Origin of the sequence: Pseudomonas sp. ADAK18 (assembly GCF_012935695.1) — a bacterium.
Classification (GTDB): Bacteria; Pseudomonadota; Gammaproteobacteria; order Pseudomonadales; family Pseudomonadaceae; genus Aquipseudomonas.
Window position 1 is genome coordinate 726,389 of the sequence record NZ_CP052859.1, and the last position, 15,213, is coordinate 741,601.

The following is a 15,213-nucleotide window of genomic DNA, read 5'->3' on the forward strand; positions in this document are numbered from 1 at the left end:
ATAGAGAGGGGGATCGGCACAATAGCCGGGCATTCGTGGCATTGTGAGACTACCGTCAACGAACTGCACGGCTTTCAGAAAACAGCCTGGTGTGAGTGGGGGGAACTTTTTGCATGAGCTCCGACTCAATAGCAGGTTGCCCGAAAGCTGGGAAAGCGTTGGATTTACTGGTCGGCCTTGAATATGGGGCGCGTCAGAAAACTGGCGAAAAGATTATTCGCGCAGCCGGGGTTGCCCGTGCTGCGTTTTTCGTGTGTGCCAAAACAGTGCGCACCGGAAACTTGCTTGGAGGGGGAGAACTTTTGCGAAAAGCCCGAGTCTATGTTTGCAAGCCTGATCGTTTAGTTATGCAAGCTTCCTCCAGGTACAACGAGGAGTGTTCATGCTAACCCAGGAAGAGGATCAGCAGCTGGTCGAGCGTGTTCAGCGCGGCGATAAGCGGGCATTTGATCTGCTAGTGCTGAAATACCAGCACAAAATTCTCGGGTTGATCGTGCGGTTTGTGCACGACACCCATGAAGCCCAGGATGTTGCGCAGGAAGCCTTTATCAAGGCGTACCGTGCACTTGGCAATTTTCGCGGTGACAGTGCGTTTTACACGTGGCTATACCGCATCGCCATCAACACGGCGAAGAACTATCTGGTTTCTCGCGGTCGCCGCCCACCCGATAGTGATGTGAGTTCGGAAGATGCAGAATTTTACGATGGTGATCACGGCCTCAAAGATCTCGAGTCGCCGGAGCGTGCATTGCTGCGCGACGAGATTGAAGGCACGGTCCATCGAACTATTCAGCAACTGCCAGAAGATTTGCGTACGGCATTAACTTTACGTGAGTTCGATGGTCTGAGTTACGAAGACATTGCGAGCGTTATGCAGTGTCCGGTGGGGACCGTTCGCTCCCGGATTTTCCGGGCCCGGGAAGCCATCGATAAAGCCCTGCAGCCGTTGTTGCAGGAAAACTAAAGACAGCGGCGACAGCCAAGAGAGGAACCGCCATGAGTCGTGATGCCCTGCAGGAATCGCTGTCCGCAGTGATGGATAACGAAGCGGATGAATTGGAACTTCGTCGGGTGCTTAATGCATTTGACGACGCCGAAACCCGTGATACCTGGTCTCGTTACCAAGTCGCTCGGGCGGTGATGCACAAGGATCTATTAATCCCTCGTCTGGATATTGCTGCGGCCGTTTCTGCTGCGCTGGCTGATGAAGCCGTTCCGACAAAGGCTGCTCGCGGTCCTTGGCGTAGCCTGGGTCGCCTGGCAGTAGCTGCCTCGGTGACCGTCGCTGTATTGGCCGGTGTTCGCCTGTACAACCAGGACGAAATCGCCGGTGCCGAACTGGCCCAGCAAACCCAGCAACCGGTCATGGCCGGCCCGCAGGTCAAGGGCCCGGCAGTGCTGGCAGGCTACAAGGAAAGCTCTGACGCTACCGGGCCAATGGCCAATGGTGTGCTTCAAGGTCAATCCGGCTGGCAGGATCAGCGTCTGCCAGGTTATCTGCGCCAGCACGCCCAGCAATCGGCGCTCAAAGGCACCGAAAGCGCTCTGCCATACGCCCGCGCTGCAAGCCTGGAAAACCGCTAAACCGCTAAGGAGCCTTATGCGCGCCATACCGCTCCTTGCGCTCTTGCTCAGTGGCTGGTTTGCAGTACCTGCCCATGCCGACGAAGCCCAAGACTGGCTGACTCGTCTTGGGCATGCAGAGCAGCAGCAAAGCTTCCAGGGCACCTTCATCTACGAGCGTAACGGTAGTTTTTCTACCCATGACATCTGGCATCGCGTCCAGAATGGTCAGGTCCGTGAGCGGCTGTTGCAGCTCGACGGCTCCGCCCAGGAAGTTGTGCGTGTCGATGGACGCACCCAGTGCGTCAGCGGCACTTTGGTTGCCGGACTCGGCGACTCACCTGACGCCTCCGCCCGCGCCCTTGATCCACAAGCACTTAAAGCGTTCTACGACCTTGCCGTGATAGGCAAGTCGCGTGTCGCTGGCCGTAATGCCGTGATCGTGGCTCTGACGCCCCGTGACCAATATCGCTATGGCTTCGAGCTGCATCTGGACCGTGAAACCGCGCTGCCACTGAAATCCTTGTTGCTCAATGATCAGGGGCAGTTGCTGGAGCGTTTCCAGTTCACTCAATTGAATACCTCTGATGTACCCGACGATCATGAGTTACAGCCCAGCGGCGACTGTAAGCCGGTAGTGGCCTCCAGCAATAAAGAGTCGGAGGTTGATACCCCCCAAGCATGGAATCTGGATTGGTTGCCGCCGGGCTTCCAGTTGACCAGCAGTCGCGCCCGCAAGGACTCCAAGACCAACGTTGTCGTCAACAGCCTGATGTATGGCGACGGGCTGGCGCGCTTCTCGGTGTTTTTTGAGCCACTCAACGGTGCTGCGGTCACCGAGACTCGTACCCAGCTAGGGCCGACAGTCGCTGTTTCACGACGCCTGACCGCTCCTGAGGGTGAAGTAATGGTGACGGTAGTTGGCGAAATCCCCATCGGTACCGCTGAACGAATAGCCCTGTCTGTACGCAGTGGTACGACGCCCGCCAAGCCGTGAGTCGTTAATCCTATGTTCATCCTGATATTTCAAAGTTGCGCAGGAGAAAGTCGATGCCTGCGGAGAACATGAAATGTCTGGACAGCATTTTCACTTGCAAAATGTTCTCATGTTTTTTATAGGTCAGTGCTTCTCGGCTCTGGCCTTGTTTTGTTCGTGGAACAAAAATGTCGGGCGCAGTTTCCGGCGTTTATTGAACCCTGTCGCTCAACCCTGCTCGTCGTAACGGGAGCTGTATGTCGATACCACGTTTGAAGTCTTACCTATCCATAGTCGCCACGGTGCTGGTGCTGGGTCAGGCCGTTACCGCGCAAGCGGCCGAGCTGCCTGACTTCACCCAACTGGTGGAGCAGGCATCGCCTGCCGTGGTTAACATCAGTACCACCCAGAAGCTGCCGGATCGCAAAGTCTCCAATCAGCAGATGCCTGACCTTGAAGGCTTGCCGCCGATGTTGCGGGAGTTTTTCGAGCGTGGCATGCCACAACCGCGCTCGCCCCGTGGCGGTGGTGGTGGTCAGCGTGAAGCGCAATCCCTGGGGTCGGGCTTCATCATCTCGCCGGACGGCTACATTCTTACCAACAACCACGTGATCGCCGATGCTGACGAGATTCTCGTACGTCTGGCTGACCGCAGCGAACTCAAGGCCAAGCTGGTTGGCACTGATCCTCGCTCTGACGTGGCCTTGCTGAAGATCGAAGGTAAAGATCTGCCGGTGTTGAAGCTGGGCAAATCCCAGGACCTGAAAGCCGGGCAGTGGGTGGTTGCCATCGGTTCGCCGTTTGGTTTTGATCACACCGTGACCCAGGGCATCGTCAGCGCTATCGGTCGCAGCCTGCCGAATGAAAACTACGTGCCGTTCATCCAGACCGACGTGCCGATCAATCCGGGTAACTCCGGTGGTCCGCTGTTCAACCTGGCGGGCGAAGTAGTCGGTATCAACTCGCAGATCTACACGCGTTCCGGTGGTTTCATGGGCGTGTCCTTTGCGATCCCGATCGACGTGGCCATGGACGTTTCCAATCAGCTGAAAAGCGGTGGCAAAGTCAGTCGTGGCTGGTTGGGCGTGGTGATCCAGGAAGTGAACAAGGACCTGGCTGAATCCTTCGGTCTGGACAAGCCGGCCGGTGCTTTGGTCGCGCAGATTCAGGACGATGGCCCGGCTGCCAAGGGTGGCCTGCAAGTAGGTGACGTGATCCTGAGCATGAACGGCCAGCCAATCGTCATGTCGGCTGACTTGCCGCATCTGGTGGGCGCGCTCAAGGCGGGCAGCAAGGCCAAGCTGGAAGTCATCCGCGAAGGCAAGCGCCAAACTGTCGAGCTGACTGTAGGCGCCATTCCGGAAGAAGGTTCGACGCTTGACGCCTTGGGCAACAAGTCCGGTGCCGAGCGCAGCAGCAACCGCCTTGGCATTGCCGTGGTCGAGCTGACCGATGAGCAGAAGAAGAGCTTCGACCTCAAGAGCGGTGTGGTGATCAAGGAGGTTCAGGATGGTCCTGCTGCCTTGATCGGCCTGCAGCCGGGTGATGTCATCACTCATCTGAACAACCAGGCCATCAACTCCACCAAGGAATTCACCGACATCGCCAAGGCGTTGCCGAAGAATCGCTCGGTGTCGATGCGTGTCCTGCGTCAGGGTCGTGCCAGCTTCATTACCTTCAAGCTGGCTGAATAAGCCGCTAGTCGTAGCCCAATAAAAAGCCCCGCTTTAGAGCGGGGCTTTTTATTGGGTGAGAGGCTTAGCTCATCATCCCTTTGACCAGGCGTTCCTGCTCGATCAACTCGCGCTGGCGGGCGTCGATGCGTGACGACAGTGGGAAGTTGCTGCCGGCACGGCGCTTGGCGAAGTCCAACTGCTGAATGGCCTGTTGGAAGTCGCCCACCAATGCGAAGTATTCGGCGCGGGCTTGATGCAGGCCAATGATATTGCCTGACAAACCGCGGGTTTCTGCGACTTGGTACCAGACGTCTGGATCGTCGGGACGAGACTTGAGCAAACCCTCCAAGGCTTTTTCCGCATCAGCGGTGCGGTTTTGCTTGAGCAGCAGGTCCACCCGCACCTGATTCAACGGATAGTTGCTGGGGTATTGGGTCAGCATCCGGTCTGTGCGCTGCTGGGCGTCAGGCAGGCGGTTGTTGGTGATATCCAGTTCGATCTGCGCCAGATTGTAGGTGATGTCGTTGGGAGCTTTGGCCAGCAGTGGTTTGAGGTTCTCCCGGGCATCATTAAGCTGAGTGCCTTTGATCTGGGCGATGGCCAGGCCGTAGCGCGCTACGTCGCTTTTCGGATTTTCATCTAATTGGGCGCGAAAGCGCTTGGCCGCCAGTCCCGGGGTGTCTTCGTAATACAGCTGAACCCGGGCGCGAATCAGTTGATAGCGCAGGCTGTCTTCCTTGCCCCCGGGTTTGGACTGTTCGGCGCGGTTGCGGGTGTCGGCGATCCGCGATTCGGTGACCGGGTGGGTCAGCAGGAACTCCGGTGGCTTGGCGTCGAAACGGTATTGGCGCATCAGGCGTTCAAACATGGTCGGCATGGAGCGTGGGTCGTAGCCGGCTTTCTCCAGGTTGAGAATGCCGATACGGTCGGCCTCTTGTTCGTTTTGCCGGGAGAACCGCCGTTGCTCCTGGATCGCTGCCGCCTGGCTGCCGGCAATCGCGGCAATACCTGCGTCGCCGGCACCCGCGGCGGCGGCGATGATGCCGCCGAGCAGGGCTGCCATCATCGGGATCTGCATGCGTTGCTGCGCTTCCATGCCCCGGGCGAAGTGGCGTTGGGACAAGTGAGCCAATTCGTGGGCCAACACCGAGGCGTACTCGCCTTCGGTCTGGGCATTGAGGAACAGGCCACCGTTGACCCCGACGATACCGCCAGGCGCCGCGAAGGCGTTCAATTGCGGGCTGTTGATCAGAATGAACTCCAGGCGCCGGTCGTTGACCTGGCTGGTCTCCACCAGTTTGTAAACGCTGGTTTCGACGTAGTCCTTGAGCTGCGGGTCGTTAAGTTGAGAGACCTGGCCGCGCAGATAGGCCAGCCACGCTCGGCCCAGTTGGTATTCCTGTTGTGGCGAGACAATGGCAGAACTGGCGTCGCCAAGTGACGGCAGCTCGTCAGCGAAGCCTGGAGAGGCAAGCAGGCAAGCCAGCGTCAGCAGGGTAGGGCGCAAAAAAGTCATGCACAAAGCCTTTCGACAAAGAGCTTACTGTAGCCGGACACTGAGCTTCGGACCAGATATTCTAAGCGACCCACGATGCCTTTCCGGAGTAGAACCATGACTGACGCTGTAGCCTTTGATGCCGAACTCGATGCCAGCGGCCTCAACTGTCCGTTGCCCCTGCTCAAGGCGAAGCTGGAGCTCAATCGGCTGGCCAGCGGCGCGGTACTCAAGGTGATTGCGACGGACGCGGGTTCCCAGCGGGATTTCCGGACCTTCGCCAAACTGGCCGGCCATACGTTGCTGCATGAAGAAGACGAAGCTGGCGTCTATCGTTACTGGTTGCGCAAGGCCTGAAACCTTTCGAGTGTGCCTGTCCCCATTGCCCGAGGTTGATTGATGTTCAAAGTGTTACGTGACTGGATTCAGCGCTACTTCTCCGACGAGGAAGCCGTGGTGCTGGCAGTCCTTCTGTTTCTGGCCTTCACCGCCGTACTGACCTTGGGCGGCATGCTGGCGCCTGTCTTGGCGGGGATGGTGCTGGCTTACCTGATGCAAGGCCTGGTCACTATCCTGGAGCGTTTGCGACTGCCCGGCGGAGCTGCGGTGGGCCTGGTGTTTGCCTTGTTCATGGGCGTGCTGCTGGTGTTTATCGTGGTGGTCGTGCCGCTGTTGTGGCATCAGGTGATCACCCTGTTCAACGAACTGCCGGGCATGCTCGCCAAGTGGCAGTCGCTGTTGCTGCTATTGCCTGAACGCTATCCGCATCTGGTGTCGGACGAGCAAGTGTTGCAGGCCATTGAAGTGGCGCGGGGAGAGATCGGAAAGTTCGGGCAATGGGCGCTGACATTTTCCCTGTCCAGCCTTCCGCTGCTGGTCAACATCATGATCTACCTGGTACTGGTACCGATCCTGGTGTTCTTCTTTCTCAAGGACCGGGAAATGATCGGTCGCTGGGTGCGTGGTTACCTGCCACGGGAGCGGGCGCTGATTACCCGTGTCGCCCAGGAAATGAACCGGCAGATCGCCAACTACATTCGTGGCAAGGTCATTGAGATCTTTATTTGTGGTGGCGTGACCTACATCGGCTTTGTCGCGTTGGGGCTGAATTACGCAGCCCTGCTGGCACTGCTGGTCGGTGTGTCGGTGGTGGTGCCCTATGTCGGTGCCGTGGTGGTGACGGTACCGGTGCTGTTGATTGCGCTGTTCCAGTGGGGCTGGAGCGACCAGTTCATCTACCTGATGGCGGTCTACGGCATCATTCAGGTTCTGGATGGCAACGTGCTGGTGCCGCTGCTGTTCTCCGAGGCGGTGAACCTGCATCCGGTGGCGATCATCTGTGCGGTGTTGTTGTTTGGCGGGCTGTGGGGCTTCTGGGGGGTGTTCTTTGCGATTCCCCTGGCGACGTTGTTCAAGGCTGTGCTGGATGCGTGGCCGCGGCAAGAACCTGTAGTTGCGCCATTACTTTAATAGATGGGGCGAGGCTGATGGCCCCATCGCAGGCAAGCCAGCTCCCACATGATTGACCGAGTTGCATCAAATATGGGAGCAGGCTTGTCTGCAATAGCTATCTAACGGCCATCGCCGTAATCAAGCCTTGCTCAATGCCTGCGCCGCCGCCAAAACCGCGTCTACATGGCCTGGCACTTTCACGCCACGCCATTCCTGACGCAGCACCCCATCCTTGTCGATGAGAAAGGTGCTGCGATCAACACCCAAGTATTCCTTGCCATACAGCTTCTTCAGCTTGATCACATCAAACAGCTGGCAGACAGCCTCGTCCTTGTCGCTGATCAGCTCGAAGGGGAATTCCTGCTTGCCCTTGAAGTTCTCATGGGACTTCACGCTGTCTCGGGACACGCCAAATACTTCAGTGTTGGCGGCTTTGAAGGCTGCGTACTGGTCACGGAAACCCTGGCCTTCGGTGGTGCAGCCCGGGGTGCTGTCTTTCGGGTAGAAGTAGATCACCACTTGCTTGCCCTTGAGCCCGGAAAGGCTGAAGGTCTGCCCGCTGGTGGCCTGGGCTTCGAAGTCGGCTACCGGTTTGTCGATGACTACAGCCATGAAAACTTCCTTACATTGGGTTCTGTGGGCGCCATGGCTCGATCAGTGCGTCGAGGTTCAGGGCATCGGCGAAATCCAGGAACTGGTCACGCAGCCAACTGATCTGCACGCCGGCCGGCAAGGTCACGGTAAAGGTGGCGTTAAGCATGGTGCCGCCGGTCTGTGGGGCCTGATAGGTGTCGCAGGTCAGGTTTTCCAGCTCGACGTTATGGTCGATAAAGAACTGGCACAGCTCGTTGACGATGTCCGAGCGGTAGGCCGAACTGACATAGGCCACATACGGCAGGGCTTGAGGACGGTTCTCCAGCGCTGCACTGCGTACCACGTTGACGGTGAAGTCATGTTTCTTGGCCAGGCCCGGCAAGCCGGTTTCCAGACGTGCCAGGGCATCCCAGGTTCCGGAAATCTGCAGGACCAGCGCGCTGCACTCGCCATGGCGGGTCAGGCGGGAGGTCACGACGGCGCAGCGATTTTCATGGCTGGCGCGGCACAGGACGTTAGTCAGCTCCATGGGGTTGGCGCCGAGGGCACTGATGACAAGGAATTGTTCGCGGACTGTGGGGGTGGACATGCAGCCTTCCTAAAGCGATGAGCGGTCGATACGATGACAGCGGTATCAATCAAAGGATGAAGGGTAGCGAAAACCATCGCCAAGGGCTAGGAGGTGGCGTTTTCATTACGTTATCGCCTTCTTTAAACCTTCCTTTGCCTCAATGATGGCATTGCGGGCGACTAAGTTGATCCATAACGCGTACTCATACGGTACTTCGCTTGTGCAAGCATCTTGGCGCCAGTACCATTACCGCTCTCTTTTTCCGGCAGGAGCGGTTGCATGATTGCGGGCAGTATGGTGGCACTGGTCACACCCATGGATGCACAAGGTAATCTCGACTGGGACAGCCTGGGCAAACTGGTGGACTTCCACCTGCAAGAGGGCACCAACGCCATTGTGGCGGTCGGCACCACGGGTGAATCGGCCACGCTTGATGTGGAAGAACACATCAAGGTGATCGAGTACGTGGTCAAGCGCGTTGCAGGGCGTATTGCCGTGATCGCTGGCACAGGCGCCAATTCGACCCGCGAAGCGATCGAATTGACCAAGAACGCCAAGAAAGCAGGCGCTGATGCCTGCCTGCTGGTGACGCCGTACTACAACAAGCCGACCCAGGAAGGCCTGTACCAGCATTTCCGCACCATTGCCGAAGCCGTAGACATCCCGCAGATCCTCTACAACGTGCCCGGTCGTACCGCATGCGACATGAAGGCCGAGACGGTGATTCGCCTGTCCACCGTGCCGAATATCATCGGTATCAAGGAAGCCACTGGCGACCTGCAACGTGCCAAGGACATTCTGGCCGGCGTGAGCAGCGATTTCCTGGTGTACTCCGGTGACGACGCGACTGCCGTCGAACTGATCCTGCTGGGCGGCAAGGGCAACATCTCGGTGACCGCCAACGTTGCGCCGCGCGCCATGAGCGAGTTGTGCGCCGCTGCCATCGCCGGTGACGCTGTCACTGCTCGTGCGATCCACGAGAAGCTGATGCCGCTCAACAAGAACCTGTTTATTGAATCCAACCCTATTCCCGTGAAATGGGCGCTGCATGAGATGGGCCTGATGCCGGACGGTATCCGTCTGCCGCTCACCTGGCTCAGCGAAGCCTGTCACGAACCGCTGCGACAGGCCCTGCGCCAGTCCGGCGTCCTGGTTTAATTGAGGAAGCACTACGCATGAAGCGATTGGCCGGACTTTCCGCACTTGCCTTGATTATCTCCAGCACCAGTGGCTGCGGTTGGATCTGGGGCCCGGAAGGCTACTTCCGTGACCGCGGCAGCGATTACCTGGAAGCACAACCCTCCAAACCGATGCAATTGCCGCCGGATGTCACTGTCGCCAAGCGTCTTGACCCGTTGCTGCCAATTCCACGCAACGTCGCCGATGACACTGCCAAGGGCGAGTTTGAAGTGCCGCGCCCACAGCCGATCTCGGCCGTGGCTGATGCCAGCGACTACAGCCTGCAGAAGAGCGGTGATTCTCGTTGGATCATGGCCCAACGCCCACCTGCCGAAGTCTGGCCGGTGGCCGTGCAGTTTTTCCAGGACAACGGTTTCCGCATGGACCAACAGCGCCCGCAAACCGGTGAGTTCACCACTGCGTGGCAGCAACCGAGCGAACTGTCGGCCACAATGGCCAAGCGCCTGCAAGCAGGCGGTGTGGCTGGCGATGGCGAAACCCGTATTCGGGTGCGCATCGAGCCAGGCGTGCAGCGTAATACCAGTGAAGTCTATGTGGTCAGTGCCCAGCGTCCAGCGGGCAGCACGGCCGACGTCGACTTCACCACGCGCTCGGTCAACACCGGTGTTGATTCCGCGCTGGTGGACGAAATGCTTGCCAGCATGAGCCGCATTTCCGAGAAGGGCGGGTCTGTCTCCCTGCTCGCCGCTGGTAGCTTCGACACGCCTAGCCGCGTCAGCCTCAGCGAAGACGGCAGCGGCAACGTCGTACTGAACCTGGGTGAAGACCTGGATCGTGCATGGTCGAGTGTTGGCCGTGCGCTGGAAAAGGGCCAATGGCGGGTTGAAGACATCAACCGCAGCCTGGGCCTGTACTACATCAACTTGGCCGAAAAAGCCGAGAAGAAAGACGAAGAGCCAGGTTTCTTCAGCAAATTGTTCGGTAGCACACCGACCAAGGAAGAAGTTGAAACTCGCGCCGAGCGTTATCAGGTTCGTTTGAGCAAGGTAGGCGAGAGCGTGCAGGTCACCGTCGAGAAAAACATCAACACCGTGGCGCCGGCAGAAGTGGCGCGCAAAGTGTTGGGCGTGATTCAGGACAACCTGGGCTGATCCGATGCGTTTTGCCGTTCTCGGCAGCGGTAGCCAAGGGAACGGCACGCTTGTAGCCCACGACGACACGTACGTCCTGGTGGATTGTGGTTTCTCCCTGCGGGAAACCGAGCGACGCCTGCTGCGCCTGGGGGTTCACCCCGCGCAGCTGAGCGCGATTCTGGTAACCCACGAACATGCCGACCACGTGCATGGCGTGGGTTTGCTGTCTCGACGCTACAATCTTCCGGTGTACCTGAGTCGCGGTACCTTGCGCGGGATGCGCAAACCCATTGAACCCGCAGGTTTCCTGGCCGGTGGCGAGCAGCTACAGGTCGGTGCCCTGAGCATCGACGTGATTGCCGTGGCTCACGACGCCCAGGAACCCACGCAGTACGTATTCAGTGACGGTGAGCGCCGCTTCGGCTTGCTCACCGACCTGGGTTCTTATTGCTCCAGGGTGCTGGACGGTTACCGGGACCTCGATGCATTGATGATCGAGTCCAACCACTGCCGTGACCTGCTTGCACGCGGTCACTACCCGTACTTTCTCAAGCAGCGGGTCGGCGGTGAACTGGGACATTTGAACAACCACCAGGCGGCGTACCTGGTGTATGAGTTGGGCTGGCAAGACCTGCAACACCTGGTCCTGGCCCACCTGAGCAGCAAGAACAACCTGCCGCAGCTGGCCCGGCAATGTTTTGTCGACACCCTCGGGTGCGACCCGGACTGGCTGCAACTGGCCGATCAAGATTCAGGGCTCGACTGGCGACACATCGCCTAGCCCACCTACTTAGCAAGCGGAGCCCATCATGGAAAAACGTGAAGAACTCTACCGCGGCAAAGCCAAATCGGTTTACAAGACCGACGACGCCAACCGCTTGATCCTGTTGTTTCGCAACGACACCTCGGCGTTCGACGGCAAGCGCATCGAACAGCTCGATCGCAAAGGCATGGTGAACAACAAGTTCAACGCCTTCATCATGCAGAAACTCGAAGCGGCCGGCATTCCGACCCAGTTCGACAAACTGCTGGGCGACAACGAATGCCTGGTGAAAAAACTCGACATGATTCCGGTCGAGTGCGTTGTGCGTAACTACGCAGCCGGCAGCCTGGTGAAGCGTTTGGGCGTGGAAGAGGGCCTCAAGCTCAATCCCTACACCTTCGAACTGTTCCTGAAAGACGACGCCAAGGGCGACCCGTTCATCAACGAATCCCACGTGGTGGCATTCGGTTGGGGCACCGCTGAGCAACTGGCCCGTATGAAGGAGTTGTCCCTCAAGGTCAACGACGTCCTGAGCAAACTGTTCGACGACGCCGGCCTGCTGCTGGTGGACTTCAAGCTAGAATTCGGTGTGTTCCACGACGGCTCCATCGTCCTGGGCGATGAGTTCAGCCCGGACGGCTGCCGTCTGTGGGACAAGGACACACGCAAGAAGATGGACAAAGACCGCTTCCGCCAAGGCCTCGGTGACGTCATCGAAGCCTACGAAGAAGTCGCCAATCGTCTCGGCGTACCGCTGTAATCGACGCAAGCATCTGATAGCACGGAAAAAAATCTCTTCGGAGCTTTGCTTCCAGGTAACAGGCTGTTATGATGCGCGCCGTTGGAGAGATGCCAGAGTGGCCGAATGGGACGGATTCGAAATCCGTTGTACCTTCACCGGTACCTAGGGTTCGAATCCCTATCTCTCCGCCATACATAGAAAAGCCCCGTAACTGAATAAGTTACGGGGCTTTTTCGTATCTGGGATTTTGCTCCAGAATGCGTTCACTGTGCGGCATCCTCACCCAGGTCCGCCCGGCTTCAAAGCCGAGCGGATAATGTACTTACTGCTGAGGCTTTCCCTCATCAAGAACATGCTCCTCCAGATTCACGACATCGAGTGCCTTACCCATTGAATCGCGTGCCACAAGCGTCTGAGACGGCACCAACTCTAACACCCGATTCCGACCACCTTCGGCCACCAGATACGTCCCTTTGGCGGTACGCACGATCGACTGCGGTGCCTTCAAGAACGACAGAATGGTCTGCTGGTGCCCTTGTTTATCAATCAGCAATAACCGTGCACGGTGTGTCGAGTCTTCATTGATCCATAACCCGCGCTCATCGCACATCAAAAAGGTAGGCTTGTTCAGATTGGACAACACCACGGGGTCGCTGCCGTCTTCGGTCAACTCACGTACAACGCCTTTCTTCTTTTCCGTATAGAGCATGCGCCCATCCGTACAGCGTGTGATCGACTCGCCTTCGTTGAGCTGGTCGCGCAGTACGGTCAATGTCTGGTCGCTCCAGCCGTAGCGCAGTATTCGTCCACCTTCCTTACGGTCTTCGATGGCGTAGAGGTATTCGCCGTCATCCCATAGCCCCTGCACGTTTTCCCCTGTGAACAGGGCGGTAACGCTGCCGTCCTTGAGGAGGCTGACAGGTGCGCCACCGACTTCCTGGCTGAACGCCCAGCCACCCTGAGTGGGGACTAAACCATCGGGTTTGGAGAGGTTTCCTACAACCACTTCGCGCTTACCGTCGGGGTGGATGCGCACGATGCTGCCGAGGCCCTTATTCAGTTCCTGGCTGACCATCAGCGACCCATCGAGCATCGGGGCCAGGGAGGCGGCCTTTTCCACATCGCGATGGAGCACGTGATAACTCCAGTCATCGGTGGCCTGTACCGGGTAGAAGCTCTGCCAGGCAAAGAAGCCCAGGGTGGCGAAGCATGCGAGGCCGAGTATCGAGAATCCCAATCGAAGTGCTCGATACGGCGAACCTGCGCGGTTAGTCCTTTTTATTGTCTTGCCCATGGATCCCACTGCTAAACACTCTTTAAGAAAGGTCGTACCGACCGATGCTGCCCGCTACGGTAACAAGTAGAGGACTCAACATCACCCTGCTATTTTCAATCCCGCCCCCCATAATGACGCCACCCGCGACCAGCCAATGGCCCACCCATGATCATCAACTTCGACCTGAACGATCTCCAAGCCTTCCGCGCCGTGGTAGACAAGGGCAGCTTCCGCGCCGCCGCCGAGGCGATCCGCATCTCTCAGCCCGCCTTGAGCCGACGCATCGAAAAACTCGAGTCCGCCCTCGACGTGAAGCTGTTCGAGCGAACTACTCGACGCGTCAGCCTGACCATGGTCGGCCGCGCTTTTCTGCCCCAGGTCGAACGCATGCTGGATGACTTGGATATCGCCTTGATGGGCATCAGCAACGTCGCTTCGACCCGTATGGGCAATGTCACCATCGCTTGCGTCCCCTCGACCGCCTACTACTTCATGCCTCACGTGATTTCCGAGTTCCACAAGTTGTACCCGAAGATCCGCCTGCGGGTGCTGGATGCCAGTGCCGGTGAAGTCAGCGCGGCAGTGGCCAGCGGCGAGGCGGATTTTGGCGTGAGTTTCAGCGGCAGTCTGGCGGACGAGGTGGAGTTCGAGTTGCTGTTGCAAGAGCGTTATGTGTTGGCCTGTCGACGTGATCATCCGTTGGCCGAGCGCGTGAATGTGACGTGGGCCGAGGCTTACGAGCACGACTACATCACGGTGGACAAGACCTCAGGCAATCGTTTTTTGCTGGATCAGGCGTTGCGTGGCGTTCGGGTGAAGAAGCCGAGCATCTGCGAGACCCATCATGTGACGACAATGATCGGGCTGGTGGAGGCGGGGTTGGGCGTGGCGATGGTGCCGTCGATTGCGATGCCGGCTGGGGCGCACCCGATTTTGGTGAGTGTGCCGCTGGTGGAGCCGGAAGTGGTGCGCAATGTCGGTTTGATCAAGCGCCGAGGGCGTACTTCTACGCCGGCGGCGCTGGAGTTGGAGCGCCTGGTACGAGAGAAACCGTTCCGATCAGGGTGAGACCGAGTCCAGGCCAGTGGATTGCACCACCGGTTGCGCCTGGGGCGAGGCGAGGAATTGCAGCAGCGCCTTGGCTTGGGCCGGGTGTTCGGCGTTGACCGGGATACCGGCGGCGAAGCGGGTGACCGACTGCACGTCTTCGGGGATTTTGCCGACGTACGTCACACCGGGGACCGGCAGCAGTTCAGCGACTTGCTGCAAACCCACTTCGTAATCGCCCTTGGCAACCACCGAAGCCACCGGGATGCGTTCGATCATCGTGCCCTTGGATGCCATCCCCAGTTTTTTGAACAGCTCCTTTTCCACGTACACACCACTGGCGCTGTCGGAGTACGCCACCGACTTGGCCTTGAGCAACACGGCCTTCAGCTCTGCATCGTTGCCAATCAACGGCTTGGCGGCGCCTTGCTTGATCACCATGCCGATCCGCGAATCCGCCAGCTCAACGCGGGAGTCTTTGTCGACCTTGCCTTGTTTGATCAACTCATCCAGGGCGTAGCCGACCATGATCACCACATCGGCCTGTTCACCACGGGCCAGTCGATTGGGAATGGCTTCAGGCGCTTTGCCCATCGAAGGGCCGAGGATGGTGTCGAGGCTATCGCCGCTTTGGCTGGCGTATTGCGGGCCCAGTAGTTGGTAGGCGGCGGTGAATCCGCCGGATGTCATGACTTTCAGCTCTTCGGCCTGGGCTGCCATTGCCAGCGTTGCAGTCATCAATACAGCCAGTGCCTTGCATGCAAATTTCATCAGTTTGGCTCCTG

Annotated in this window: 16 protein-coding genes and 1 tRNA gene; 12 read left to right on the plus strand and 5 right to left on the minus strand. The window is 58.4% G+C overall.

From position 1 onward, the window contains the following. Positions 1-382: 382 nt before the first annotated feature. From rpoE to HKK55_RS03330, 4 genes are all read left to right on the plus strand, one after another. Complete coding sequence (gene rpoE, locus HKK55_RS03315) at positions 383-964, plus strand: RNA polymerase sigma factor RpoE (protein WP_003172477.1); 582 nt, start codon at positions 383-385, stop codon at positions 962-964. Between the two features lie 32 nt (positions 965-996). After that, the gene (locus tag HKK55_RS03320) at positions 997-1,584 is read left to right on the plus strand and encodes a sigma-E factor negative regulatory protein (RefSeq protein ID WP_169353353.1); all 588 of its coding nucleotides are present in this window, start codon (positions 997-999) and stop codon (positions 1,582-1,584) included. Between the two features lie 16 nt (positions 1,585-1,600). Then, positions 1,601-2,560 carry a MucB/RseB C-terminal domain-containing protein gene (locus tag HKK55_RS03325; protein WP_169353354.1) on the plus strand — a complete coding sequence of 320 codons (960 nt, stop codon included), beginning with the start codon at positions 1,601-1,603 and terminating at the stop codon, positions 2,558-2,560. 236 nt (positions 2,561-2,796) lie between these two features. Beyond that, complete coding sequence (locus tag HKK55_RS03330; protein ID WP_169353355.1) at positions 2,797-4,233, plus strand: DegQ family serine endoprotease; 1,437 nt, start codon at positions 2,797-2,799, stop codon at positions 4,231-4,233. 64 nt (positions 4,234-4,297) lie between these two features. Here HKK55_RS03330 and HKK55_RS03335 read toward each other — a convergent pair whose 3' ends face one another. Further along, the gene (locus HKK55_RS03335) at positions 4,298-5,731 is read right to left on the minus strand and encodes a M48 family metalloprotease (RefSeq protein ID WP_169353356.1); all 1,434 of its coding nucleotides are present in this window, start codon (positions 5,729-5,731) and stop codon (positions 4,298-4,300) included. Positions 5,732-5,827: 96 nt separating this feature from the next. On the opposite strand from HKK55_RS03335, the gene HKK55_RS03340 reads away from it, so the two are divergent. Then, positions 5,828-6,067: a sulfurtransferase TusA family protein gene (locus tag HKK55_RS03340; protein WP_003211989.1), complete on the plus strand. Its 240-nt coding sequence runs from the start codon at positions 5,828-5,830 to the stop codon at positions 6,065-6,067. A 42-nt stretch (positions 6,068-6,109) separates the two neighbouring features. Beyond that, entirely contained in the window at positions 6,110-7,180 is a 1,071-nt protein-coding gene (locus HKK55_RS03345) for an AI-2E family transporter (RefSeq protein ID WP_169353357.1), read from the plus strand. Between the two features lie 120 nt (positions 7,181-7,300). On the opposite strand, the gene HKK55_RS03350 is transcribed toward HKK55_RS03345, so the two are convergent. Both HKK55_RS03350 and HKK55_RS03355 read right to left on the minus strand, forming a co-directional pair. Then, positions 7,301-7,774: a peroxiredoxin gene (locus tag HKK55_RS03350; protein ID WP_155584969.1), complete on the minus strand. Its 474-nt coding sequence runs from the start codon at positions 7,772-7,774 to the stop codon at positions 7,301-7,303. Between the two features lie 10 nt (positions 7,775-7,784). Next, on the minus strand, positions 7,785-8,345 hold the full coding sequence (locus tag HKK55_RS03355) for a glycine cleavage system protein R (RefSeq protein ID WP_003172487.1): 561 nt from the start codon (positions 8,343-8,345) through the stop codon (positions 7,785-7,787). Between the two features lie 261 nt (positions 8,346-8,606). On the opposite strand from HKK55_RS03355, the gene dapA reads away from it, so the two are divergent. The 5 genes from dapA to HKK55_RS03380 all read left to right on the plus strand — a co-directional run bounded on the left by dapA (position 8,607) and on the right by HKK55_RS03380 (position 12,296). Continuing rightward, entirely contained in the window at positions 8,607-9,485 is an 879-nt protein-coding gene (gene dapA / locus HKK55_RS03360) for a 4-hydroxy-tetrahydrodipicolinate synthase (RefSeq protein WP_169353358.1), read from the plus strand. A 17-nt stretch (positions 9,486-9,502) separates the two neighbouring features. Continuing rightward, positions 9,503-10,618 carry an outer membrane protein assembly factor BamC gene (gene bamC / locus HKK55_RS03365; protein WP_169353359.1) on the plus strand — a complete coding sequence of 372 codons (1,116 nt, stop codon included), beginning with the start codon at positions 9,503-9,505 and terminating at the stop codon, positions 10,616-10,618. 4 nt (positions 10,619-10,622) lie between these two features. Then, positions 10,623-11,381: an MBL fold metallo-hydrolase gene (locus HKK55_RS03370; protein ID WP_169353360.1), complete on the plus strand. Its 759-nt coding sequence runs from the start codon at positions 10,623-10,625 to the stop codon at positions 11,379-11,381. A 28-nt stretch (positions 11,382-11,409) separates the two neighbouring features. Next, a complete protein-coding gene (purC, locus tag HKK55_RS03375) occupies positions 11,410-12,123 on the plus strand; it encodes a phosphoribosylaminoimidazolesuccinocarboxamide synthase (RefSeq protein ID WP_003211975.1) in 714 nt (237 codons plus the stop codon). A gap of 83 nt (positions 12,124-12,206) precedes the next feature. Then, positions 12,207-12,296: transfer RNA gene (locus HKK55_RS03380), tRNA-Ser, on the plus strand. Between the two features lie 131 nt (positions 12,297-12,427). Here HKK55_RS03380 and HKK55_RS03385 read toward each other — a convergent pair. Next, on the minus strand, positions 12,428-13,399 hold the full coding sequence (locus tag HKK55_RS03385) for a hypothetical protein (RefSeq protein WP_237151313.1): 972 nt from the start codon (positions 13,397-13,399) through the stop codon (positions 12,428-12,430). A 147-nt stretch (positions 13,400-13,546) separates the two neighbouring features. On the opposite strand from HKK55_RS03385, the gene HKK55_RS03390 reads away from it, so the two are divergent. Continuing rightward, a complete protein-coding gene (locus HKK55_RS03390) occupies positions 13,547-14,449 on the plus strand; it encodes a LysR family transcriptional regulator (RefSeq protein WP_169353361.1) in 903 nt (300 codons plus the stop codon). Here the strand turns inward: HKK55_RS03390 and HKK55_RS03395 are convergent. Further along, positions 14,441-15,199 (minus strand): substrate-binding domain-containing protein, encoded by a 759-nt coding sequence (locus HKK55_RS03395; RefSeq protein ID WP_169353362.1) that lies wholly within the window; start codon positions 15,197-15,199, stop codon positions 14,441-14,443. The genes HKK55_RS03390 and HKK55_RS03395 overlap by 9 nt on opposite strands. Between the last annotated feature and the right edge of the window lie 14 nt (positions 15,200-15,213).

Excerpts from the sequence above, each read along its gene's own strand:
- rpoE (WP_003172477.1), top strand. The coding sequence starts at position 383 with ATGCTAACCCAGGAAGAGGATCAGCAGCTGGTCGAGCGTGTTCAGCGC.
- HKK55_RS03320 (WP_169353353.1), top strand. The coding sequence starts at position 997 with ATGAGTCGTGATGCCCTGCAGGAATCGCTGTCCGCAGTGATGGATAAC.
- HKK55_RS03325 (WP_169353354.1), top strand. The coding sequence starts at position 1,601 with ATGCGCGCCATACCGCTCCTTGCGCTCTTGCTCAGTGGCTGGTTTGCA.
- HKK55_RS03330 (WP_169353355.1), top strand. The coding sequence starts at position 2,797 with ATGTCGATACCACGTTTGAAGTCTTACCTATCCATAGTCGCCACGGTG.
- HKK55_RS03335 (WP_169353356.1), bottom strand. The coding sequence starts at position 5,731 with ATGACTTTTTTGCGCCCTACCCTGCTGACGCTGGCTTGCCTGCTTGCC.
- HKK55_RS03340 (WP_003211989.1), top strand. The coding sequence starts at position 5,828 with ATGACTGACGCTGTAGCCTTTGATGCCGAACTCGATGCCAGCGGCCTC.
- HKK55_RS03345 (WP_169353357.1), top strand. The coding sequence starts at position 6,110 with ATGTTCAAAGTGTTACGTGACTGGATTCAGCGCTACTTCTCCGACGAG.
- HKK55_RS03350 (WP_155584969.1), bottom strand. The coding sequence starts at position 7,774 with ATGGCTGTAGTCATCGACAAACCGGTAGCCGACTTCGAAGCCCAGGCC.
- HKK55_RS03355 (WP_003172487.1), bottom strand. The coding sequence starts at position 8,345 with ATGTCCACCCCCACAGTCCGCGAACAATTCCTTGTCATCAGTGCCCTC.
- dapA (WP_169353358.1), top strand. The coding sequence starts at position 8,607 with ATGATTGCGGGCAGTATGGTGGCACTGGTCACACCCATGGATGCACAA.
- bamC (WP_169353359.1), top strand. The coding sequence starts at position 9,503 with ATGAAGCGATTGGCCGGACTTTCCGCACTTGCCTTGATTATCTCCAGC.
- HKK55_RS03370 (WP_169353360.1), top strand. The coding sequence starts at position 10,623 with ATGCGTTTTGCCGTTCTCGGCAGCGGTAGCCAAGGGAACGGCACGCTT.
- purC (WP_003211975.1), top strand. The coding sequence starts at position 11,410 with ATGGAAAAACGTGAAGAACTCTACCGCGGCAAAGCCAAATCGGTTTAC.
- HKK55_RS03385 (WP_237151313.1), bottom strand. The coding sequence starts at position 13,399 with ATGGGCAAGACAATAAAAAGGACTAACCGCGCAGGTTCGCCGTATCGA.
- HKK55_RS03390 (WP_169353361.1), top strand. The coding sequence starts at position 13,547 with ATGATCATCAACTTCGACCTGAACGATCTCCAAGCCTTCCGCGCCGTG.
- HKK55_RS03395 (WP_169353362.1), bottom strand. The coding sequence starts at position 15,199 with ATGAAATTTGCATGCAAGGCACTGGCTGTATTGATGACTGCAACGCTG.